Genomic DNA, 22,690 nt, shown 5'->3' on the forward strand with positions numbered 1-22,690 from the left:
GCATCACGACAGCGCCGACAGCACGGCGGCGGTGATCGCATCCGTCCTGTCCTTGCCGGGAACCGTGCCGATGCCGCGGCCGGTGGCGTCGCCCAGCGCCGCCATCACACGGTCGGCGGCGGCCTTCTCCCCCAGATGCTCCAGCATCATCGCACCGGACCAGATGGCGGCGATGGGATTGGCGATGCCGAGATGGGCGATGTCGGGGGCCGAGCCATGGACCGGCTCGAACATCGACGGCGCCTTGCGGTCGGGATTGAGGTTGGCCGATGCGGCGAAGCCCAGCCCGCCCTGGATCGCGGCGCCCAGGTCGGTCAGGATGTCGCCGAACAGGTTGGAGGCGACGACGACGTCCAGGCTTTCCGGCGCCGTCACCATGCGCGCCGCCATGGCGTCGACGTGATAGCTCGTTACCTCGACATCCGGGTGTTCGGCGGCGAGCTGTCGGGTGATCTCGTCCCAGAACACCATCGAATATTTCTGCGCGTTCGACTTGGTGACGGAGGCAAGCTTGCCGCGCCGGGCGCGGGCCTGGGCGAAGGCGAAGCGCAGGATGCGCTCCACCCCCATGCGGGTGAAGATGCCGGTCTCCACCGCCACCTCCTGCGCCGTTCCCTGATGGATGCGCCCGCCGGCGCCGGCATATTCGCCCTCGGTGTTCTCGCGGATGCACAGGATGTCGAAGCCGCCGCGCCGCAGCGGTCCTTCCACCCCTGGCAGCAGCCGGTGCGGGCGGACGTTGGCATACTGGTCGAACGCCTTGCGGATGGGCAGCAGAAGACCGTGCAGCGACACCGCGTCCGGCACCTCCGCCGGCCAGCCGACGGCACCCAGCAGGATGGCGTCGTACTTGCGCAGCGTGTCGATGCCGTCGGCGGGCATCATGACGCCGGTTTCCTTGTAGTGCGCGCAGGACCAGGGCATTTCGGTGCCCCTCAGCGCGAAACCGGACTGCTTCGCCGCGGCCTGCAGGACCTCCCAGGCGGCGTCGATCACGGGATGCCCGATGCCGTCGCCCTTGATGATCGCAATGTTGTGGGTTTTCATCGAACGTCCCCTATCGGTTCGTACCGGCTTTCATCGGGTTACAGCCCGATCAGCACGCTTTTGCTGCGGCGGTTGGCGAGATAGGCCTCGCGCCCCAGATCCTTGCCGATGCCGGAGCGCTTGTAGCCGCCGGTCGGCAGGATGTGATCGCGCGAGCGGCCATAGCGGTTGACCCACACCGTCCCGGCTTGCAGCCGCCGGGTCAGGCGGATTGCGCGCGACAGGTCGCGGGTGTAGAGGCCGGCGGCAAGCCCGTAGGTCGGATGGTCGGCCAGTGCCATCGCCTCCTCCTCGCCGTCGAAGCTCTGCACGGTCAGGACCGGGCCGAAGATCTCCTCCGCCACGGCGGGGGAGCGTTGATCGACCCCGGCAATCAGTGTCGGCGCGTAGAAATACCCCTCGCCCTCCATCGGCCCCCCGCCGGTCAGGCACTCCGCCGGCCCGGTCAGCGATGCCGAGACGATGGAATGGATGCGGGCGCGCTGCCGTTCGGAGATGATGGGGGAATAGCGCGTCTTCTCGTCCCAGGTCGGGCCGGGGCGAACGGCGCGCATGTGGCTCAGGATCATCTCGATCAAGGGTTCGGCCACCGATCTTTCAACCAACAGGCGCGAGCCGGCGACGCAGGCCTGTCCGGCGTTGGACAGCACGCTGGTGGCGATGGCGGCGGCGGCCTTCTCCAGGTCGGCGTCGGCGAAGACGATTTGCGGGCTCTTGCCGCCCAGCTCCAGCGTCATCGGCTTTACGCCGCTGCGGGCGATGTCGGCCATGATCGCCGATCCGGCCGCCGTCGAACCGGTGAAGCTGACCTTGGCGATGCCGGGATGGCGGGTGATGGCGGCGCCGGTGGTCGGGCCGTCGCCCTGGACGATGTTGATGAGACCGGCGGGCAGCCCCGCCTTCACCGCCAGCTGCGCCAGCAGGACAGTGGAAAAGGGCGTCATCTCCGACGGCTTCAGCACCACCGCGTTGCCGGCGGCCAGCGCCGGGCCGAGCTTCCAGCCCGCCATCGACAGCGGGAAGTTCCACGGCGTGATGGCGCCGACGACGCCGTAGGGCTCCGTCATCACCATGCCGAGGCTGCCGTCGTCGGTGGGGGCGAGGTCGCCGCCCTCCTTGTCGGCGAACTCTGCGAAGAAGCGGATCTGCTCGGCGGTCACCGCGACATCGCCGGCGACCAGCTGGCCGACCGGGCGGGTGGAGGACAGCGCCTCCACCTTCGCCAGGGTTTCCGCCTCCTCCTCGATCAGCGCGGCCCAGCGCTGCAGCACGGCGGTGCGCTCCCGCGGGCGCACGCCGCCCCAGTTGCTGGATTTCAGAGCGGCGTGGGCGGTGGCGACCGCCTCGTCGACGAGGTCTGACGAGGCCACCGGGCAGTCGGCATAGGCCCGGCCGTCCGACGGGCGATGCATGGGCAGTCCTTCGCCCATCTCACCCCTCGCTGTGATCAGGCGGTCGCCGATGAAGTGGCCGATGGGCAGCGGCAGGCGGTCCGGATCGAAGGACAGGCTCATGACGCACCCTCAGCTGACGGTGAGGTAGATCTTGCGGGCCGTCTCGATGGTCTTCCACACGCCGGTGAAGCCCGGCTTCATGACGAAGCTGTCGCCCGCCCGGTAGACCACCGGCTCGCCGCCGTCCGGCGTGATCTCGATGACGCCGGCCAGGATGTGGCAGAACTCGAAGGTCTCGCCCTTGATCGAGCGGGTTTCGCCCGGCGTGGCCTCCCAGACCCCGGTCTTGACGGTGTCGTCCTTGGCGGCGTCCTGCGCCCAGGTCTTGAAGGCGGGCGCCCCGGCGATCAGCCGTTCCGGCATCGGAGTGGACTCGCGCGGGGCGAAGGTCGGGGCGGGATCGATGGTCTTGAGCAGAGCCATGGGGGGATTCCTTGTTTCGAGCGGCTGCACCGCGGGGGAAGAGGTCGGGCGCGGCGTCAGTATCCGCGCCTCCGGTCGATGAGCCCGACCGGGTCCTGTCCGGCGAAATGCCGGCGGAGGTTGGTGATGACGGCCCGCGCGGCGCTGTCCGGCTGGGTGATGCTGGCGACATGCGGGGTCAGCACGATCTTCGGGTGAGCCCAGAAGGGATGATCGGGCGGCAGCGGCTCCGGGTCGGTCACATCGACCATCGCGGCGGACAGGTGGCCCGTATCGAGCGCATCCAGCAGGGCGGCGTGGTCCAACTGCGGACCGCGCCCGGTATGGACCAGTGCGGCCCCCTTGGGCAGCTTGGCGAGCAGCCGTGCGTCGAGGAAGCCGCGGGTGTCGTGGGTCAGCGGCAGCAGGACGATCAGGATGTCGGTTTCGGCCAGCATCGCGTCGAGGCCGTCCGCGCCATGGTAACAGGTCACGTCGTCAAGCCGGCGGGGCGAGCGGCTCCAGCCCGACAGCGGAAAGCCGAAGGGCTTCAGCCGGTCCAGCACCGCCTGACCCAGCACGCCCAGCCCCAGCACGCCGACCCGCCGCTCTGCCGCTTGCGGCTGATGCAGGGGCCGCCAGACGTGGTCCGCCTGCTGGGTGCGATAGGCCGGCATCTGGCGATGCAGGGTCAGCACCGCCAGAGTGGCGTATTCCTGCATCATGCGGACGATGCCGTCCTCCACCATGCGCACGACCTTCACATGATCGGGCAGGGCGGTCATGGTGAACTGGTCGACCCCGGCCCCGATGGAAAAAACCATCTCCAGATTGCGGTAGCGGGCGAGGTCCTGCGGGATGGTCCAGGTGATCAGGTAGCGGACCGCATCGGGATCGACGGTGGCCGGATCCATCGAAAAGGGCAGGTCGGGCAGCTCGCCGGCGAAGGCCTTGGCGAAGACAGCGCCGCGCACGGCGTCCGAATTGAACAGGAAGGTCATGGATGTTCCCTGGGGGTGTTCCTTGGGGGCGTCCCTTTGGCGATGCGCATCGGCGCTTCAGAGGCGGCAGCGCCGGCCCAGCGCCTCGATCATCGACTGACAGGCATTCAGTTCCTCGACGAGGATGTATTCGTTGGGGCGGTGCGCCCGCGCGATGTCGCCGGGGCCGCAGATGATCGCGTCCATTCCGGCGGACTGGTACAGTCCGGCTTCCGTGCCATAGCTGACGGCGGCCAGCGGTTCCTGTCCGGTCAACTCCTCCAGCAGGCGGGCCAGCGGCGTGCGGGCGGCGAGAAACAGGGCGGGATAGGCGCCGGTCTGCGACCAGTCCACGGCGAAGCCGCGCTCCTCCAGCCGCAACGCCGCCTCGCGCACCGGCTCCAGCAGGGTTGCGGGATCGATCCCGGCGATGGCACGGGCTTCGAACTCGGCGGTGCAGGCGTCGGGGATGACGTTCACCGCAAGCCCGCCCTGGATGGTGCCGACCTGAAGCGAGGAATAGGGCGGCTCGAAGGCCGAATCCCACGGCCCCTGCGTCAGGCGGTCGGCCTGGGCGACGGCGGCGGTCAGCGCGTCGGCCATGGCGTGGATGGCGTTCAGGCCCCGGTCGGGGCGGGAGGAATGGCCGGAGCGTCCGCGCACGGTCAGCCGGGCCGCCGCCTTGCCCTTGTGGGCGCGGACGGCGCGCAGGCCGCTCGGTTCCCCTACGATGACGCCCAGCGGCGGGGCGCACAGGGTGGGCAGATGCGGCAGAAGATGCGGCGCGCCCTGGCAGCCTGCCTCCTCGTCATAGGTGAAGGCCAGATGGATCGGCCGGGCGAGCGGGGCGGCGGTCAGGGCCGGCAGGGCCGCCAGCGCCGCGGCGATGAAGCCCTTCATGTCCGAGGTGCCGCGTCCGTAAAGCCGGTTGCCGTCGATACGCAGCCGGAACGGATCGCCGCTCCATTCGGGTTCGGTGGCCGGCACCACGTCCATGTGACCGGACAGGACATAGCCCGGAACCATCGCCGGACCGATGGTGGCGAACAGGTTGAACCGGTCGCCCTCCGGTCCCGGCAGCACCCGGACGCGCGCCCCCGCAGCCTCCAGAATGCCGCGAATCCCGTCGACGATGTCGCGGTTGGGGGTTCCGACCACGGAGGGAAAGGCGATCAGATCCTTCAGGATGTCGATCACGGTCATGACGGCCTCACCTTGTCCCATGCCGTGCCCTTTGCTGCGGGTACAGGCGGTCGTTGCGGTTTCGATTTGTGTGGAAAGGGGCGGCGGCCCTGGCGGCTGCGGCCCTCACGATCTTAGCCGGTGCCCGCTCCATTCCATGCTGAATGCACGGGCGATTTGGATGATTGTTGTGCCGGCCCGACGCTTTGCGGTGATTTGTGCGGTGGTTGCCCCGGTAATCTCGGGGAGCGGTTGGTGGCTCAGGCATTTCGGTTGACCCTTAGGGGCACCGCCTCACGCAATAGAAACTCCGGGGAGGAGGCAGCTTTGAGCGAACGCGGGCATGCGGATGGAGCGGGGGACGGTGCGTTACCGCCCTCCCTGACGGTCGACGCCTTCGACGTGCGGATGGCCGACGTCGCCGACATCGACCTGGAACGCTTGCAGGCGCTGTCGATTTCGGTCGGCTGGCCGCATCGTGCGGAGGATTGGCAGTTCGCGCGCGAGGTCGGCCACGGTTTCGTCGCGCTGGACGAGATCGATCGCGTCCTGGCGTCGGCGATGTGGTTTCCCCACGGCGACGAATTCGCGACCATCGGCATGGTCATCACCTCGCCCCGGCTGCAATCGCTGGGCGTCGGCGAATGGCTGATGAAGCGGGTGCTGTCGGCGACGGCGGGGCGGAGCTACCGGCTCAACGCCACCCGTGCGGCGCTGGCGCTCTACCGCTCTCTCGGCTTCATCGGCCACCGGACCGTGTTCCAGTGCCAGGGCGAGGCGCGTCGCAGCGACCAGCCCCCCTCCGCGGAACCGGTGCGGCGGCTGGCGGCGGCGGATCTGGCGGCGGTGACGGCACTGGACGAGCGCGCCTTCGGAACCTCGCGCGCCGGGCTGATCGCGCGGCTGTTCGAGCAATCGGTCGGCTATGGGCTGGAGCGGGACGGCACACTGGTCGCTTTCGCCCTCTGCCGTCCCTTCGGCCGCGGCCATGTCGTCGGTCCGGTGGTCGCCGGGCTGGACGAGGACGCCGTCGCCGTGGTCCGGCCCCATGTGGACGAGCATGACGGCCGTTTCCTGCGTCTGGACACCCATCTGGACGAAGGAATCTTCCCGTTGTTCGTCGCCCGGTCGGGCATGCGGATCAAGGACACGGTCCTGACCATGTCCCTGGGGGCGCCGCTGACCGATCCGGCGACACGCGGACCGGACCGCCCCATCACCTTCGCACTCGCCACCCAGGCCCTGGGTTGAGCCGCCACCGGCTTCTTGAAAAGTCGGCTTCACGAACAAGGATTCGCCGATCATGCCGGGACAGACGCCGGACCCCTCCGCCGGCTCTCACGCCGAACCCGTCCCCGAACCCGTCCCCGAACCAACTCCTCCTCCCTCCCCCTCCGACAACCGTGGCGGGGTGCTGCTTCGGCTGGTGTCGGCCGGGCTGTTCGTGGTGATGTCGCTGTTCGTCCGGCTGGCCACCGTCGAGGCGCCGATCGGACAAATCGTCTTCTACCGCAGCGCCTTCGCCCTGCCGCCGATCATCGCCTATCTGATGTGGCGCCGGCAATTCCCCTCGGCCCTGAAGACGCGGCAGCCGGTCGGACATATGAAGCGCAACCTGTATGGCGGCGCGGCGATGGTGCTGTCCTTCATTTCGCTGGCCTATCTGCCGCTGGCGCTGGCGACCGCGCTGGGATTTCTGGCTCCGCTGCTTGCGGTGCCGGCCGCCATGCTATTCCTGCGGGAACGGCCGGGCCCCGTCGCCATCGGTGCGGCGCTGGCCGGCTTCGCCGGGGTGGTCCTGATGCTCGCCCCCGCCTTCGACGGGCCGAGGCTGGACCATGACACCATCATCGGGGTGGCGGCCGGGCTGGCCATGGCCGTCGCGACCGCTGCCGGGCGGGTCCAGATCAAGACGCTGACCGCGACCGAGGCGCCGGGCACCATCGCCTTCTATTTCGCCCTCCTCTGTGCGCTCGGCGGTCTGGCAAGCTGGCCGTTCGGCTGGATCACCCCGACGGGCCTTTCCTTCGCTTACCTCGTCGGCGCAGGCATTTCCGGCGGGCTGGCGCACATCACCATGACCGAGGCGATGGCCCGCGCGCCGGTCTCCACCCAGGCGCCGTTCGACTACACGGCGATGCTGTGGGCGCTGATGCTCGACGCGCTGATCTTCGGCCTGCTGCCGTCTCCGGTCAGCCTTGCCGGCGCCTTCGTCATCGCCGCCTCGGCGCTGGTTGTGCCTCTGGCCGGCAGGTTCGGCGCCCGGTCCGAAGCGCTGCGACCCGCAAATTAGCGGGCCGCGGCGGCTCGGTCAGGACAGTCCCGCTTCCAGGCCGACCGGCTGGCCGGCGGTCTGGAAGCGGTCGATGCGGAAATCATGCAGCGGCGTGCCGGTGCGCCCGGTGGCGATGATCTCCGCCATCACGTCGCCGACGCCGGGGCCGAGCTGGAAGCCGTGGCCGCTGAAGCCGAAGGCGTGGAACAGTCCCGGAGTCGTCGCCGACGGTCCCATCACCGGCAGCTTGTCGGCGACATAGCCCTCGCAGCCCGACCAGGTGCGGATCACCGTGACGTCGGCGATGGCCGGCAGCAGCCGGACCAGCCCCCGCAATTGGCCGGGCAGCCGCGCCGGGTCCGCCCTGGCGTGACCGGGGTCGAGCGGAACCGCCACACGCTCCGCCGCGCCGCCGAAGACGATGTTGCCGCGCTCCACCTGACGCAGATAGCCGTCCCCGCCCGCGCGCGACCACATGCCCACCACCGGCAGGATCCTGTGCGGCAGAGGTTCCGTGACGCCCATCTGCGGCCCGTACGCCGACATCGGCACAGGCTCGCCGAAGCCGGCGGCGACGCGTGCCCCCCAGGCGCCGGCAGTGTTCAGCAGGCAGTCGGCGGTGAAGCGGCCCCGCTGCGTCACCGCCTCGAATCCTGAACCGGTCGCCGACACCTCCACCGGTCCGCAATCCTCGACGATCTCGGCGCCCAGGCGGCGGGCGGCATCGGCGAAGGCGGGGGCGATCAGGCGCGGATTGCCGCTGCCATCCTGGGGAGAGAAGGACGCGGCGATGGCGCCCGGCCCCAGCCCCGGGAAACGGCGGCGGATTTCCGGCGGCGTCAACTCCTCAAGCTCCAATCCCCAGGGCCGCGCGTTGGCGACGTAGCGGCGCATGTCGGCCAGCCCATACTCGTCGAACACCAGCCGCAGGTGGCCGGTGGCGCGGAACTCCACATCCCGGCCCAGCAGCCGCTCCGCCTCGCCCCACAGCGCCCGCGAGCGGTGGGCGAGCGGCAGCTGCGGCAGATAGCGCCCGCTGCGGCGGATATTGCCGAAGGACGCCACCGTGGCGCCCGAGCCGACGCGGTTGCGTTCCAGCAGAGTGACGCTCATGCCGCGCCGGGCCAGGAAAAAGGCGGCGGCCGATCCCATCAACCCGCCGCCCAGCACGATAACCTTCATCGACCTCTCCCACATGCGGGCGGACGCGGCTCCGCCCCATCGGGCAGGCTGCCCAGGACGGACGGGCGGGTCAAAGACGGGTTGGGCATGGTCCCATAAGGCCGGGCTATGGATCGGGCCATCAGAAGCCCGCAGGCATAAGTCCGCCTTATGTTCGCCGCGGAAAAGCGTTGGAAAATCAACTGCGTACCGGGGCAATTCGCAATTTTCCCGAAATCCATTCGACAGCCGCGCCTCGTTCAGGCCCCGACCTCCACCCATTCGGCGCCGCGCGCATCCCGATAGACCGCCGTCATCTCAGGCGACTTGTGACCCAGCAGCGCCTGCGCATCGGTGCCCTGCTGAGCATACAGGCGGGCAGCCAGGGACCGCAGTTCATGGAAAGTCGGCGGCGTCTTTCCCGCCGCTCCGATGATGCCGGCTCGGTCCCGCGCGGCGGCGAAAGCGCTGGAGATGGTGTTCAGCCAAACTGCGGCGCCGGCCTTCGTGCCGTTGCGGGCGGCGGCGTGATGGACGAAGGTCTCGCTTGGCAGCCCGTCGTCACACCGAGCGATCACATCACCCAGCGACCAGCCGACGACCTCCAGCCGCAACGCCAGCGGGATGCAGATTTTGGCGCCGGTCTTGCCCTGGACGATCCAAAGCCGTCCATCGCGGATATCCCGCGGCCCGATCCGGCGGATATCCTCCCGCCGCTGCCCGGTCACCAGCGCCAACTCCATCGCCCGCGCCAGCCAAGCGGGATGGTGCTCAAGCGCCGCAGCATGGATGGCGCGGAAATCTTCCAGCGTGACGCGGTCAAGAGCGTTACCGATAGCCTGGGCATGGGCAGCACGCTGTCCAACGTGATCAGCGGCGCCGTCACCAACGCGGGCTACGGGGCGGTTGCGCGACAAGAATTCCTGGGCCTTCGGTGGCGTCGGCAAGAACGGGCACGATCAGGTCGCCGCCGGCTTCTCGTCGACCGCCAAGCAACTCGGCAACATCCGCAAGGAGATCATGGACGTGCTGGGCGATACGAGCCTGAGTGCCCATGAAAAGCGCGTCCAGTTGGACGCCCTGTACGACGAGCGGAACAAGCTGGCGGCCGAGACCAAGGATTTGGAGAAGGAGAAGTATGGGAATTAGGGAGGGTTATGCATCGGAAGGCCATTTCTTGAATGCGACCACCCACAGATAGATAACCGCCACGAAAGGGATCGCCGCCAAGATCGAGAGCATGGGTGGAATGCCCGTTCGGCGAAAAAGGCGCCAAAAGGGAACCACCCAGATCATTGAGAACAGCGCGAAAATTAACAGAACAATGATTGAATGCCAGATGCTGAAGCTGCCCACTCTATCCCCCCCCCCACGCCAGAGCGGCACAGATCTACCACCATCGCGCGCGGTAGGGGAGGGGCGTTGACATGCGGCGGATCGCCGAGTAAGTTATAACGGTGGTTATAACTCTGGCCTTCTCAGGGAAGGCCGCATGGTCTTTGTGATGAATGGAAAGCCCGAGGGGGTTTCTATGGTTGCGCTCAAACTCACGTCTATCGGGAACTCAGTGGGTCTCGTCCTGCCGAAGGAGACCCTGTCGAAGCTGAATGTTGAGAAGGGCGACGTCGTCTATCTGACGGAGACGCCGGACGGGTACAGAATCACCCCATACGATCCGGACTTCGAACAGCAGATGGCCGCCGCCCGCCGTATCACCAAGAAGCGCAGGAATGCGCTTCGGGAGCTGGCGAGGTGATGTCATGCCGTGGGTATGGGTATCTGCTCATGTGGTGAAAGCCATTCACGACGAGCAGCTTGCGGAGCATGGAGGCCCATCGGGGATCCGGGATGCGGGGCTGCTGGAGTCGGCCCTGGCGAGGCCGCAAAATGCGGCGGCCTACGGGGGGCCTGACGCTGCCGACTTGGCGGCGTCATACGCATACGGCATCGCCCGCAATCATCCGTTCGTGGATGGCAATAAGCGCACGGCCCTAGTCGTCGCCGAGCTTTTTCTTGACCTGAACGGCTATGCGCTGCTGGCCGACGACGCCTCGTGCGTCGTCACCTTTCTAGCCCTGGCCGAAGGGGCTTTGAGCGAGGCTGACTTGGCCGGCTGGCTTCGCGCGAACATCGGCCCGACCTGACCAGGGCGCTGCATGCAGCGAATCGCTTTGATAAATAGTCCTCCGAGGACTATTTTCGGGGAAGGCGTGCCGAGGATGCGACCCCCGGCACGCCCGCCCGGTCTCAGTGTAGGAGGTCAAGCAACCGCTTGATGATCTCCAACACCAGGATCAGGCAAGAGAGGAACTCTTTCATCCTCTTGCCTTCCTTCTGTGAAGCGGCGGTGGTGGCGGTTTGCCACCCCGTCCGCATCCCGATTATGGAGCAGATGCAGTCGCCGACGAAGCGGAGAAGGCGGACCATTTGGACCGCTTTCCTAAATTCTTCCCAAATTTCTAGGCGCAGGAAATTTGAAAAATTGCGGGCAGGGCCTCGGCTTGCCTCCCGCTGGCCGCGCCGTCGAAACAAATCTCTCGGAAAAATTTGATGGGGCAAGCGATGACGGCGCTTCTGTCCATTCTCGCCACCCGGGCATTCGATATCGCCTCGCAAGTGTATGATATGTCATCGCTTGCTTTCGCGCAATTTGGTATATGGCAATCCATCCAACGCATTGATTTTGCTGGAAACTAACCGAATTTGGGGCATAAGTCCGCCTTATGCCTCTGCTTTCATTGGGTCTTAGACCGCCCTCGGCCCGCCATGTCAGCTTTTTGCCCGGATCAGACACAAGCTGACTTGCAGAGGGAAGCGACGATGGACGGGGGCATGGGTGAGGCCGATTGGAAGGTCGGCGTCGATATCGGCGGGACTTTCATCGATTTCTGCGCGCTGGACACCCGGTCGGGCCGGGTGGCATCGCTGAAGGTGCTGACGACACCGGACGATCCCGGCGCGGAGCTGATGACCGGACTGACCCTGCTCGCTGAGCGCGAAGGGATGGACCCGCGCGCCGTCACCCGCTTCGTGCACGGCACGACGGTGGGCATGAACACTGTGATCCAGCGCAAGGGCGCGCCGCTGGCGCTGCTGACCAATGCGAGGTTCGAGGATGTGATCGAACTCGCCCGGCTGCGCATGCCGGACACCTATTCGCTGTTCTGCTCGCGTCCCGACCAGCTGGTCGCCCGCGACATGATCTTCGGCATTCCGGCCCGCCTGCGGTCCGACGGGACCGAGCGGCAGGCCCCCGACATGGCCGCCGTCGCCGACGCCGTCGCCGCCCTCAAGGCCAAGGGGGCGCTGGGCGTCGTCGTCTCCTTCCTCCATTCCTGGCGCGACGGCGGCCACGAGATCGCGGTGAAGGAGGAGATCGCCCGGCTTGCCCCGGAGCTGTTCGTCTTCACCTCCGCCGAGGTCTGGCCGGTGATCCGCGAGTATGAACGGACGACGACCGCGATCCTGAACGCCTATGTCCATCCCCGCATCTCCGGCTACCTGTCGGCTTTGGAGGAGCGGCTGGCCGGACGCGGGGTGCCCGCCCGTCCGCTGCTGACCAAATCAAACGGCGGCGTGATGAACGCGGCGGAGGGCAAGCGCGCCTGCGTCCACATGCTGCTGTCCGGCGCCGCCTCCGGCGTAAACGGCGCCGCGTGGCTGGCCCGGCAGGCGGGGGAGCCGCGCATCCTGACGCTCGACATCGGCGGGACCTCGGCCGATTTCGCGCTCATCATCGACGGTGAGGCCCAGTTCGGCACCGGCGAGATGATCGGCGAATTTCCGCTGCACATCCCGTCGGTGTCGGTCAGCTCCATCGGCATCGGCGGCGGGTCGATCGCCAGCGTCGACGGGCAGGGGGTGCTGCGCGTCGGTCCGGACTCCGCCGGATCGACGCCGGGTCCGGCCTGCTATGGCCGCGGTGGCGAATGGGCGACGGTGACTGATGCCATGGTGGTGTGCGGCTGGCTCGGTCACAGCCAGATGGCCTATGGGCAGCTGCGGATGGACGCTGCGCTTGCCCGCGCCGCCGTGAAGCGGCTGGCCGACCAACTGTGCCGTTCGGTGGAGGCCACCGCCCAGGCCATCCTCGACGTCGCCGTGTCGGAGATGTTCGCGGAGGTCGAGAAGATGGCGGCGCGGGCCGGCGTCGATGTGCGGGACTTCGCGCTGATGCCCTTCGGCGGCGGCGGGCCGATGCTGGGGGTGTTCCTGGCGCGCGAATTGGGGATGCCGCGCGTGGTGGCGCCGCGCTGGCCGGGCGTGGTGTCGGCGCTGGGTGGGCTGGTCGCCGACCTGCGGGGCGATTTCGTCCGCACTCTCTTCGCGGAGTTGTCCCCCGGGCTGATGCCGACGCTGAGGGAGGCATTGACCGCGATGGGTGGGGAAGGGCGCGACTGGCTTGCCGCCCAGGGCCATTCCGGGGCGGTCGAGCTGATGATCGTCGCTGACATGCGCTATTCCGGCCAGAGCTATGAGATCGAGACGCCGTTGCAGCCGTCTTGGATGGATGCCGACGATCCCGGCGCCATCGCCGCCGCCTTCCACGCGGCGCACGCGCGTCTCTACGACTTCCACGACCCGGATGGGCGGATCGAGATCGTCAATCTGCGCCTGTCGGCCATCGGCAACGGCCCGACGCTTCATTTCCCCACCGCGGAGGACGAGCCGCGCGCCGCGTCGGCGGAGCGGACCGTCCCGGTCTTCACTGGTGGCGCCGTGACTCCGGTCGGGCTGTACCGCCGTGCGGATTTGCCGGCAGGGGCGCTCTTCCAGGGGCCGGCCATCGTAGCGCAAGAGGACACCACCTTCGCCATTCCGGCCGGGACCGAAGCCCGCGTGGACGCGCACCTCAACCTCCACCTGACCTTTGCGGAGTGACGCCTGTGTTCGATCGGATGAAGCTTCAGGTTCTGGCGAACCACGCGCGCTCGGCGGCCGAGAACATGGCCCACACGCTCCAGCGCACCGCCCATTCCGCCTTCGTCAAGGAGACGGAGGATTTCACTGTCATGCTGCTGAACCGCCGGGGCGAGACCTTCGGCGTGCCGATGGAGCTGGGGGCGACCTGGTATCCGGGCCTGACCTATGGTCGCGCCATCGACATGGTCGAGGATTACCGGCCGGGCGACGTCGCCTTCACCAACGATCCCTATTCCGGCTTCGTGGCGACCCACGCCCCCGACACCCACCTGTGGAAGCCGGTCTTCTACGATGGCGAGATCATCGCCTGGACCGGCGGGCACATCCACAACACCGACATGGGCGGCGCGGTCCCGGCCTCGCTGTCGCGGGCGCTGACGGAGATTCATCAGGAGGGCATCCGCTTCCCGCCGATGAAGCTGGTCCGCGAAGGGGTGTTCGACGAGCAGATCCTGCGGATCATGACCACCAACGTCCGCAAGCCCGACCTGAACATCGGCGACATCAAGGCGCTGGTCGGTGCGCTCAACACCGGGGAGCGCAAGATCCTCGCCATGGTCGAGAAGTTCGGCAAGGCTGCCTTCCTCGACGGCGTCGACGCGCTGCTGGACCATGCCGAGGCGCAGGCGCGCGACATCCTGCGCGCCATGCCCGACGGGCAGTGGGTGTTCGCCGACTACGCCGACGAGGATTCGGTCGAGGCCAACCCCTGCCGCCTGAAGCTGACCCTGACGATCCGGGGCGACGAGGCGATCCTGGACTTCACCGGGTCGGACCCGCAGCTGGCATCCTCGCTCAACGTGCCGTCGGGCGGCGATCCCCGGCACACCATCCTGCTGGTCGGCGTCTATTACGTCCTCTACACCCTCAACCCGAAAATTCTGCTGAACACCGGCCTGACCCGGCCCTTCACCTGCATCGCGCCGGAAGGGTCGGTGCTGAACCCGACCTTCCCGGCGGCGGTGGGGATGCGGTCGCTGACCTGCGCGCGGCTGCGCTCGGTCATCTTCGGCGCCTTCTCACAGGCGGTGCCGGAACGTCTTCCGGCGGCGCCGGCCGGCAACAACTGCATCGTCAACGTGATGACCACCGACGAGCGGACGGGCAACCGCATCATCGCGGCGGTCAACCCGGTGGTCGGCGGCGGCGGCGGCATGCCGCACCGCGACGGCACCAACGGATCGGGGGCGGACGCGGCCTATCTGAAGAACACGCCGATCGAGATCACCGAGATGGAAACCCCGGTGGAGTTCGTCCGCTACGGGCTGGCGACCGACAGCGGCGGGGCCGGGCGCTGGCGCGGCGGGCTTGCCACCCACATGGCCTTCCGGGTCTTCTCGCCCGACACTCGGATCACCGCGCGCAACCGCGACCGTGGCTTTTTCCGCCCCTGGGGCGTGCTGGGCGGCCGGGCGGCGGGCCTGTCCGACATGGTGGTCAATCCCGGCACGGCGGGAGAGCGGCGGCTGGGCAACATCGACACCGCGGTCCTGCAGCCGGGCGATGTGCTGGACATCCGCTCGGCCGGCGGCGGCGGGCGGGGCGACCCGTTCACGCGCGAGGCATGGCGGGTGGCCCGGGACGTGGCGCGCGGCTATGTCTCGGTGGAGGCGGCGGAGCGGGAGTATGGCGTCGTCGTCCGCGACGGCATACTCGACACGGAGGCCACCGGACGGCTGCGGGCCGACCGGACGGCACCCACCGGGCATTTCCATTTCGGACCGGAGCGCGAAGGGTACGAGCGGCAATGGACCCCGGCCGCCTATGATTTCCTGACGCGGACCCTGGACGGCCTGCCGATCCACTGGCGCTTCTTCGCCAAGACGGAGATCTTCCATCGCATGGCCGGCCGCACCGGGGCGGATGGGGTGGAGGCCGCGCTGGAGGAGGTCTATGCCCGCTTCCCCGAGATGCCCCGTTCCAAGGCACTTGTCCGGGAGGCGGCGGAATGAGCGAGGCGGCTGGCGGCCGGCTGGTCAGGTTGGCCGAGACTGGGCGGGTGCCGGTCCGCTTCCTGCTGGATGGCGTGGAGCGGGTGGCGCTGTCGGGAGATACGGTGCTGACGGCGATCCTCACCAACGCCCCGTCACTGCGGCAGGCGGAATTCGGACCGGAGCGGCGCGCCGGCTTCTGCCTGATGGGGGCCTGCCAGGATTGCTGGATCTGGCAGGAACAGGGGCCGCGCCTGCGCGCCTGCTCCACGCAATTGGCCGACGGCATGCGGCTGCTGACCCGGACGCGGGGGGATTGGCCATGACCGCGCCCACCGAACCGGGTGTCGTGATCGTCGGTGCCGGTCCTGCCGGGATCCGTGCGGCGGAGACGCTGACGGCTGCCGGGCTGCGTCCGACGGTGATCGACGAGGGCGCGCGGGCCGGCGGGCAGATCTACCGCCGGCCGCCGGAAGGCTTCACCCGTCCGCCCACGACGCTCTACGGGTCGCAGGCCGGCAAGGCGGTGGCGCTGCACGCGGCCTTCGACGGGCTGGCGGCGGCCGGGCGCATCGTCCATCTGCCGCGCCATTCGGTCGTCGCACTGGCCGACGGGACGCTGCACGCGGTGGGCGACAGCGGAAGCCGCCGGATCGGCTATGACCGGCTGATCCTGGCGACCGGGGCGACCGACCGCCTCGCCCCCGTGCCGGGCTGGCAGGCGCCCGGCGTCTACAGCCTGGGCGCGATGCAGATCGCGCTGAAGGCCCAGGGCGTGGCGATGGGGCGGCGGATCGTGCTGGCCGGGTCGGGGCCGTTGCTGACCCTGCTGGCGACGCAACTGCTGAAGGCGGGGGCGGAGATCGCGGCGGTCCTCGACACCGCCGGCATGCGCGGCCAGATCGCCGCCTTCGCCGACCTTGCCGTCCGCCCGTCCTTCGCCCTGCAGGGGCTGGCGATGCGGGCGCGGCTGGGGCGGCTCTACCATGCCGGGATCGCAATGGAGGGGATCGAGGCGACGGAAACGGGGGTGACGGCGATCCGCTGGACGGATGCCGGCGGACGGGTGCAGCGGACGGCCTGCGACGCGGTCGGGCTGGGCTGGCATCTGAAGGCGGAAACCCAGCTTGCCGATCTCGCCGGCTGCCGGTTCGACTATGATGAAACCTGGGCACAGTGGTTGCCCCGTGCCGACCGTATGGGCCGTGCCGGGAACGGCGTCTATCTGGCCGGCGACGGCCTGCGCCTGCTGGGGGCCGACGGGGCGGAGGTGGCCGGCCGCCTTGCTGCGGCAGCCTGTTTGTCGGATCTGGGACTGCAGGCGCCGGACGTCGCGGCCGACCTGAAGCGGCTCGGCCGGCTGGAACGCTTCGCGCGCGGCATTGCCCGTGCCTTCCCCTGGCCGGCCGATCAGGTGCGTGCCCTGCCCGATGACGCCGTCCTGTGCCGCTGCGAGGGGGTCACCGCGGGTGCGGTGCGTGAAACGGCGGCCTATGGCGGGGCGGAGGTCAACCGGGTGAAATCCTTGGGCCGTGCCGGGATGGGACGCTGCCAGGGCCGCTATTGCCAGCTTGCGGCGGCCGACCTGATCGCCGCCTCCGGCGGGCTTGCGCATGCTGGAGACGTGGGCCGCCTGCGTGCGCAAGCCCCGGTTCGCCCGACGCCGGTCCGCGCGTTTCTGGAGGAGGAGTGATCACAGGAGCTTGTCGAGCGTGATCGGAAACTCCCGCACCCGCCGTCCGGTGGCGTTGTGGATGGCGTTGGCGACGGCGGCTCCGGTGCCGGTGATGCCGATCTCGCCGATGCCGCGGGCGCCCATCGGTGCATGCGGGTCCGGGATGTCGGTCCAGATCACCTCGATCTCCGGCACGTCCAGATGCACGGGGAGGTGATAGTCGGACAGGTTGCGGTTCATGATCCGGCCGTTCCGCCCGTCGAACTGCGTCTCCTCCATCAGGGCCAGCCCCAGCCCCATGATGATGCCGCCGCGGAACTGGCTCGCCGCCGTCTTCGGGTTGAGGATCCGGCCGCAGTCGAAGGAGCCGAGGAAGCGGCTGACCCGCGTCTCGCCGGTGATGGCGTTGACGCGCACCTCGCAGAACATCGCGCCGTGGGAATGCATCGACCAGTGCATCGTCTCCAGCGGCATCGGCGCGCTGCCCTCCACCACCAGTTCGCTGCGCCCCGACCGCGCCAGGATCGAAGCGTAGCTCTCGAACCGGCCGGGCTCATCCAGCTTGCGCAGACCGGCATCGGCGCATTCCACCTCGTCGGCACCGAGCCCGGCCAGCGGTGAGTCGTTGCCGGCGAGCTTCAGCAACTCGCCGACCAGCTCCTGGTGGGCCATCATCACGGAGAGGCCGACCGATGCCGTCTGCTGGGACCCGCCGGCAAGGATGACGCCGGGCAACGAGGAATCGCCGTAGCGGACCGTCACCGCCTCCAGCGGCAGGCCGAGCCGGTCGGCGGCGACCTGCGTGTGGGTGGTCGCGGTGCCCATGCCCATCTCATGCGCCGCCACGTCGATGCGGGCATGTCCGGCGGCGTCCAGCGTGATGCGCGCCGCACCGCCGGGCATGCGGTGGTAGGGGTAGGTCGCGGTGGCGCAGCCCATGCCGACGAGCCAGTCGCCCTCCCGCCGCGACCGCGGCACCGGGTTCCGCCGTTCCCAGCCGAAGCGCTGCGCACCGGCCCGGTACGCCGCCACGATGTTGCGGGAGGAGAAGGGCCGGCCGGAGAGCGGGTCCTTTTCCGGTTCGTTGAGGATGCGCAGCTCGACCGGATCCATCCCAAGCTGCTCGGCCAGTTCGTCCATCGCGCATTCCAATGCCACGGTGCCGACCGCTTCGCCGGGTGCGCGCATGAAGGTGTTGGCGACCATGTCGAGGTAGCAGGTCTGCACCTCCAGCGCGAAGGTCTTGGCGGCGTAGGCGCTTTGGGTCGGCAGGATGAAGGGCTCCGGCATCGGGCTGTGGCGCGTCTTCGGCGTCACGCCGCGATGGATGATCGCCGTCAGGCGCCCGTCGGCATCGGCGCCGAGCGCCACCCGCTGCTCCGTCGGGCTGCGGCCGCCGACGATGCGGTACACGCCCTCACGCGACAGGGCGATGCGGACCGGGCGACCGGCCAGCCGCGCCGCCGCCGCCGCGAGGATCTGGTGCTGCCACAGCCCCTTGGCGCCGAAGCCGCCGCCGACGAAGGGGGAGCTGACATGGACCTGGGCCTCCTCCAGGTCGAAGATCTGCGCCATCGACCATGCGGTGTGCGCGACCGCCTGCGTGGCGTCATGGATGAACAGCTCGTCGCCCCGCCAGACCAGCGTCGCGCCATGCGGTTCCAGGGCGTTGTGATTGTGGCCCGGCGTGGTGTAGACCGCCTCGACCTTGTGCGGAGCGGCGGCGAAGGCCGCATCGGCATCGCCGACCACCGCGCGCAACGGCTCGCCCATGAAGGTCCCGACCTCGCACCCGTCGGCGGTCGGCAGGGAAGTCGCCGCCGGCTCCTCGGCATAGGTCACGCGGATCAGCGAGCGGGCATGGTCGGCCTGCTCCTGGGTTTCGGCGAGCACCAGGGCAATGGGTTCGCCGTTCCAGCGTACCCGGTCGTCCTGCATGACCGGTGAATCGTCGCCCGCCGCCGCCTTGTCCCCGCTGAGGAAGCGCGGCGGCGGGTTGAGGCGCGGCGCGTTGCGGTGGGTCATCACCAGGACCACGCCCGGCGCCGCCTCCGCCGCCCCGGTGTCGAGGGTGACGATTCGGCCCTTGGCGATGGTGCTGTAGGCGAGTGCGGCGTAGACCATGCCGTCCAGCGCGATTTCCGCCGCGAAGGGGGCGGCGCCCCGCACCTTCAGCGGACCGTCGACCCGGCTGACCGGCTTGCCGATATGACCGTGCTGGCGCCGGATCAACGGGTCGGGACGACCGCCTGGCAGGAGGGCGCCGGGCGCCAGCTCGACCGCCTTCTTCATCACCGATTGCGCGATGCCCTGCGCCGCTTCCTTGCCCTTGTCTACGATGCTCATGCCCCGTCTCCCGCCAGCCCGCTTTCCGCCAACTCGCCGAGCACGGCGACGATGACCCGTTGCGCCAGTTCGACCTTGAACGCGTTGTCCCGCAGCGGGGTGGCCTCCGCGAGTTCAGCGGCGGCAGCCGCCTGGAAGGCCGCCTCGGTCGCGGGCTGGCCGCGCAGCGCCTGTTCCGCCTTCGATGCGCGCCAGGGCTTGTGCGCGACGCCGCCGAGCGCCAGCCGCACATCCGTCACGGTCCCGTTCTCCACCGCCAGGGCCGCGGCGACCGAAACCAGGGCGAAGGCATAGCTCGACCGGTCGCGGACCTTGCGGTAGGCGGAGCGCGCCGCCGTGGGCAGGGCCGGCAGTTCCACCGCCGTGATGAGGTCGCCCGGCTGCAGCACCGTGTCGCGGTCGGGCTCGTCACCGGGCAGCCGGTGCAGATCCGCGAAGGGCAGGCGGCGTTCGCCCTGGGTGCCGGTCAGATGGACGGTCGCGTCGAGGGCCGCCAGCGCCACGCACATGTCCGACGGGTGGGTTGCGACGCAGGACGGCGAAGCGCCGAGGATCGCATGCATGCGGTTGAAGCCGTCAATGGCGTCGCAGCCCTGGCCGGGCTCCCGCTTGTTGCAGCGCGATCCGGCCTGATCGTAGAAATAGGCGCAGCGCGTGCGCTGGAGGATGTTCCCCGCCACGGTCGCCATGTTGCGGATCTGCGGGGAGGCGCCGGCCAGGATCGCGCGGGCCAGCATCGGATAGCGGCTGCGGACCAGCCGATGCTCGGCAAGGGCGGTGTTGCGCACCGCCGCACCGATCAGCAGGCCGCCGCCATCGGTCTCCGTGATCCCGTCCGAGAGGCCGGTGACGTCCACAAGCGCCGTGGGACGTTCGATGGTCTCGCGTATCAGGTCGACGAGGTTGGTGCCGCCGCCGAGATACCGGGCGCCCGCTTGCTGACCGCCGGCAAGGCGGACCGCGGCGTCCGCATCGGCCGCCTGCGTGTAGGTGAAGGGCATCATTCCGCGGCCTCCGGCTGTGGATTGGCCCGATAGGTTTCGGCGATGGCGTCGATGATGCCGTTGTGCGCGCCGCAGCGGCACAGGTTGCCGCTCATCCGCTCGCGCAGTTCGTCGCGGCTGTAGGGAATCGATGTGGCGTGGAGGTCGCCGGTGATGTGGCTGGGCACCCCGCGCCGTAATTCCTCGATCATGCCGATGGCCGAACAGATCTGGCCGGGCGTGCAGTAGCCGCACTGGAAGCCGTCATGCTCGATGAAGGCCTGCTGCAACGGGTGCAGCGCACCGTCGGCGCCGACGCCTTCTATCGTGGTGACCGAGCGGCCTTCATACTGCACCGCAAGCGCAAGGCAGGAGAGGATGCGCTGGCCGTCCACCAGCACCGTGCAGGCGCCGCAGGCACCCTGATCGCAGCCCTTCTTGGTGCCGGACAGGTGGAGCTTTTCACGCAGCAGGTCGAGCAGGGAGACGCGTGGATCATCCGGCAGATCCACGTCGGTCCCGTTCACGGTGATACCCATCTGTTCCTCCCGGCGAACCAGGGCCGGCCGGTGGGGACCGGCCGCCGCCTGAAGCGGGATAACAAGCGGGAAGCGATTTGGTGCCGTTCACGATTGCGCGGCCTCAGTCGTCCGGCGGCGGCGCGATGCCGTGCTTGCGCAGCTTGGCATAGAGGTTCGTGCGCGACAGGCCGAGCCTGCGGGCGGCGTCCAGCTTGTTCCCCCGGCTGTCCTCCAGCGCTTCGAGGATGAGCGTCCGCTCCAGCTCGTCCATCGCCGCGACCAGGGAGCGTTTGCCATCGGGCGGTACGGGGGGCTGGATCGCGGTGCCCGGAAGGATGTCCGCGAAATCCTCGGCCAGGATGCGCTCGCCTTCGGTGCGCACATAGACCTGTTCGATCACGTTGGCCAATTCACGGACATTGCCGGGCCAATCATGCTGCCGCAGCGCATCGAGCGCCGAAGCCGTCAACTCGCGCATCGGCTGATCGAGGCTGATGGCGATCTTTTCCGAGAAGAGGGAGGCGAGGATTTCCAGGTCGTCCCTGCGGTCACGCAGCGCCGGCAGTTGGATCGGAAAGACGTTGAGCCGATAGTAGAGATCCGACCGGAAGGCGCCGCTCCGCACCATGTCGGCCAGCGGCCGGCTGGTCGCCGCGATGATGCGGACATCGACCTTGACGACCTGATTGGACCCCAGCGGTTCGACCTCGCGCTCCTGCAGGGCGCGCAGCAGCTTGGCCTGCAACGGCAGCGGCATGTCGCCGATCTCGTCGAGGAACAGCGTCCCGCCATGGGCGAGCTGGAACTTGCCGGGGCGTGGCTGGCGGGCGGCGCCCGTGTATGCCCCCGGCGCGACGCCGAAGAACTCCGCTTCCAGAAGATTTTCGGGAATGGCGGCGGTGTTGACCGCGACGAAGGGGCGATGAACCCGGTCCGAGGACGCATGGATCGACTGGGCCACCAGCTCCTTGCCGGTTCCCGTCTCGCCCAGCAGCAGGACCGCCGACCGGATCTGGCCCGCCCGGCGCACCAGCCGCTTGACCTGAAGCATGGCCGGGCTGAAGCCGATCAGGTTCTCGACCGTGTATTGGGAGGCCCGGCTGGCCGCCAGTTCCTGTTCCATGCGGGTCAGGCGCGATTGCAGCTTGTTGAAGCGCTCGGCGATGGGCCGAAGATAGGTCAGGCTGTTCTTCAGGGCGAAGGCGAGGGCGCCGATGACCTCTCCCCGCTCGTCGCGCAGGGGCAGACGGCTGACCAGCAGCGTGTGCTCGCCATAGCGCATGATGTCCAGCGGCAGCGACCGGCCGGTTTCCACCACCTCGCGCATCCGGCTGTGCGGGATGACGCGCTCCACCGGCTGGCCGATCAGTTCCGCGGTTGATCGCAGTCCGAGCTGCGCCATCAGCTTGTCGTTGAACCAGACATGCTTGTCGTTGGACCAGACGATGCGTGCATCCCGGTCGACCAATATGGCGCCGTCGATCATCTCGTCGATCATCTCCATCAGCGCCCGCGCCGCAACGAAGTGACCGGCTGGTTCCGACTGCATCCGACAGACCTCCGTGACGCCCATTGTCAAGATACTGAACATTATCTGTCAGAAAAGTGGACACGGTGAAAGCGCCCATTTGCAAGGGTGTCCGGCGGCATCAGGGGGCGGCCTGTCCAAAATCCATGCCCCCTGGGTCCCCACATTGGGCATCGCGCAATCAAAGTCCTTTCTTTTCAACTGTTTGCCAATTTGGCACGCCCGTTGCTCTCTACCTTTCCGCAACGTGCCCCACCCAAACAATCCGCTTCACGCCTTATA

21 protein-coding genes are annotated in these 22,690 nt (G+C 68.6%); 9 read left to right on the forward strand and 12 right to left on the reverse strand.

Going from position 1 to position 22,690, the window contains the following annotated elements:
* Window positions 1-3 precede the first annotated feature (3 nt).
* The 5 genes from FZ983_RS24875 to argE are packed head-to-tail and all read right to left on the reverse strand — an operon-like array spanning window position 4 to window position 5,086.
* Window positions 4-1,047, reverse strand: a complete 1,044-nt coding sequence (locus FZ983_RS24875) for a tartrate dehydrogenase (RefSeq protein ID WP_149226443.1) — start codon at window positions 1,045-1,047, stop codon at window positions 4-6.
* Window positions 1,048-1,085: 38 nt separating this feature from the next.
* Window positions 1,086-2,561, reverse strand: a complete 1,476-nt coding sequence (locus tag FZ983_RS24880) for an aldehyde dehydrogenase family protein (RefSeq protein ID WP_149226445.1) — start codon at window positions 2,559-2,561, stop codon at window positions 1,086-1,088.
* A gap of 9 nt (window positions 2,562-2,570) precedes the next feature.
* Complete coding sequence (locus tag FZ983_RS24885) at window positions 2,571-2,924, reverse strand: cupin domain-containing protein (RefSeq protein WP_149226447.1); 354 nt, start codon at window positions 2,922-2,924, stop codon at window positions 2,571-2,573.
* A gap of 56 nt (window positions 2,925-2,980) precedes the next feature.
* Window positions 2,981-3,904: a glyoxylate/hydroxypyruvate reductase A gene (locus tag FZ983_RS24890; protein WP_149226449.1), complete on the reverse strand. Its 924-nt coding sequence runs from the start codon at window positions 3,902-3,904 to the stop codon at window positions 2,981-2,983.
* A 57-nt stretch (window positions 3,905-3,961) separates the two neighbouring features.
* The gene (gene argE / locus FZ983_RS24895) at window positions 3,962-5,086 is read right to left on the reverse strand and encodes an acetylornithine deacetylase (protein ID WP_149226451.1); all 1,125 of its coding nucleotides are present in this window, start codon (window positions 5,084-5,086) and stop codon (window positions 3,962-3,964) included.
* A 306-nt stretch (window positions 5,087-5,392) separates the two neighbouring features.
* Between argE and FZ983_RS24900 the strand changes: the two genes are divergently transcribed.
* Together FZ983_RS24900 and FZ983_RS24905 are read left to right on the forward strand one after the other, a co-directional pair.
* On the forward strand, window positions 5,393-6,316 hold the full coding sequence (locus FZ983_RS24900) for a GNAT family N-acetyltransferase (RefSeq protein ID WP_188092500.1): 924 nt from the start codon (window positions 5,393-5,395) through the stop codon (window positions 6,314-6,316).
* 52 nt (window positions 6,317-6,368) lie between these two features.
* Entirely contained in the window at window positions 6,369-7,358 is a 990-nt protein-coding gene (locus FZ983_RS24905) for a DMT family transporter (RefSeq protein ID WP_149226453.1), read from the forward strand.
* 18 nt (window positions 7,359-7,376) lie between these two features.
* Here FZ983_RS24905 and FZ983_RS24910 read toward each other — a convergent pair whose 3' ends face one another.
* Complete coding sequence (locus FZ983_RS24910; protein ID WP_149226455.1) at window positions 7,377-8,522, reverse strand: FAD-binding oxidoreductase; 1,146 nt, start codon at window positions 8,520-8,522, stop codon at window positions 7,377-7,379.
* Window positions 8,523-8,761: 239 nt separating this feature from the next.
* On the reverse strand, window positions 8,762-9,418 hold the full coding sequence (locus FZ983_RS24915; RefSeq protein WP_188092501.1) for a tyrosine-type recombinase/integrase: 657 nt from the start codon (window positions 9,416-9,418) through the stop codon (window positions 8,762-8,764).
* On the opposite strand from FZ983_RS24915, the gene FZ983_RS24920 reads away from it, so the two are divergent.
* The 3 genes from FZ983_RS24920 (at window position 9,408) to FZ983_RS24935 (ending at window position 10,645) form a co-directional block, all read left to right on the forward strand.
* The gene (locus FZ983_RS24920; protein ID WP_149226459.1) at window positions 9,408-9,650 is read left to right on the forward strand and encodes a hypothetical protein; all 243 of its coding nucleotides are present in this window, start codon (window positions 9,408-9,410) and stop codon (window positions 9,648-9,650) included. The two genes, FZ983_RS24915 and FZ983_RS24920, sit on opposite strands and share 11 nt — an antisense overlap.
* 382 nt (window positions 9,651-10,032) lie before the next feature.
* Entirely contained in the window at window positions 10,033-10,257 is a 225-nt protein-coding gene (locus FZ983_RS24930; RefSeq protein WP_149226612.1) for an AbrB/MazE/SpoVT family DNA-binding domain-containing protein, read from the forward strand.
* A 4-nt stretch (window positions 10,258-10,261) separates the two neighbouring features.
* Entirely contained in the window at window positions 10,262-10,645 is a 384-nt protein-coding gene (locus FZ983_RS24935; RefSeq protein ID WP_149226614.1) for a type II toxin-antitoxin system death-on-curing family toxin, read from the forward strand.
* A 103-nt stretch (window positions 10,646-10,748) separates the two neighbouring features.
* On the opposite strand, the gene FZ983_RS24940 is transcribed toward FZ983_RS24935, so the two are convergent.
* Window positions 10,749-10,928 carry a hypothetical protein gene (locus tag FZ983_RS24940; protein WP_149226463.1) on the reverse strand — a complete coding sequence of 60 codons (180 nt, stop codon included), beginning with the start codon at window positions 10,926-10,928 and terminating at the stop codon, window positions 10,749-10,751.
* Between the two features lie 405 nt (window positions 10,929-11,333).
* Here FZ983_RS24940 and FZ983_RS24945 point away from each other — a divergent pair, with 405 nt between their 5' ends.
* From FZ983_RS24945 to FZ983_RS24960, 4 genes are read left to right on the forward strand one after another with little or no spacing between them, the layout of a single operon-like run.
* Complete coding sequence (locus FZ983_RS24945) at window positions 11,334-13,382, forward strand: hydantoinase/oxoprolinase family protein (protein ID WP_149226465.1); 2,049 nt, start codon at window positions 11,334-11,336, stop codon at window positions 13,380-13,382.
* A gap of 5 nt (window positions 13,383-13,387) precedes the next feature.
* Complete coding sequence (locus FZ983_RS24950) at window positions 13,388-15,376, forward strand: hydantoinase B/oxoprolinase family protein (RefSeq protein WP_149226467.1); 1,989 nt, start codon at window positions 13,388-13,390, stop codon at window positions 15,374-15,376.
* Window positions 15,373-15,681 carry a (2Fe-2S)-binding protein gene (locus FZ983_RS24955; RefSeq protein WP_149226469.1) on the forward strand — a complete coding sequence of 103 codons (309 nt, stop codon included), beginning with the start codon at window positions 15,373-15,375 and terminating at the stop codon, window positions 15,679-15,681. The genes FZ983_RS24950 and FZ983_RS24955 overlap by 4 nt, the downstream gene beginning before the upstream one ends.
* Entirely contained in the window at window positions 15,678-17,048 is a 1,371-nt protein-coding gene (locus FZ983_RS24960) for an FAD/NAD(P)-binding oxidoreductase (protein ID WP_149226471.1), read from the forward strand. Before FZ983_RS24955 ends, FZ983_RS24960 begins: the two co-directional genes overlap by 4 nt.
* Here the strand turns inward: FZ983_RS24960 and FZ983_RS24965 are convergent, their stop codons facing one another.
* The 4 genes from FZ983_RS24965 to FZ983_RS24980 form a co-directional block, all read right to left on the reverse strand.
* Window positions 17,049-19,376 carry a xanthine dehydrogenase family protein molybdopterin-binding subunit gene (locus FZ983_RS24965; RefSeq protein ID WP_149226473.1) on the reverse strand — a complete coding sequence of 776 codons (2,328 nt, stop codon included), beginning with the start codon at window positions 19,374-19,376 and terminating at the stop codon, window positions 17,049-17,051.
* Window positions 19,373-20,380, reverse strand: coding sequence for a xanthine dehydrogenase family protein subunit M (locus FZ983_RS24970; RefSeq protein ID WP_149226475.1), 1,008 nt, complete (start codon window positions 20,378-20,380; stop codon window positions 19,373-19,375). The genes FZ983_RS24965 and FZ983_RS24970 overlap by 4 nt, the downstream gene beginning before the upstream one ends.
* Complete coding sequence (locus FZ983_RS24975; protein WP_149226477.1) at window positions 20,377-20,898, reverse strand: 2Fe-2S iron-sulfur cluster-binding protein; 522 nt, start codon at window positions 20,896-20,898, stop codon at window positions 20,377-20,379. Before FZ983_RS24975 ends, FZ983_RS24970 begins: the two co-directional genes overlap by 4 nt.
* Window positions 20,899-21,001: 103 nt before the next feature.
* A complete protein-coding gene (locus tag FZ983_RS24980; protein WP_211102982.1) occupies window positions 21,002-22,429 on the reverse strand; it encodes a sigma 54-interacting transcriptional regulator in 1,428 nt (475 codons plus the stop codon).
* Window positions 22,430-22,690: the final 261 nt, after the last annotated feature.

Origin of the sequence: Azospirillum sp. B21 (assembly GCF_008364825.1) — a bacterium.
GTDB lineage: Bacteria > Pseudomonadota > Alphaproteobacteria > Azospirillales > Azospirillaceae > Azospirillum.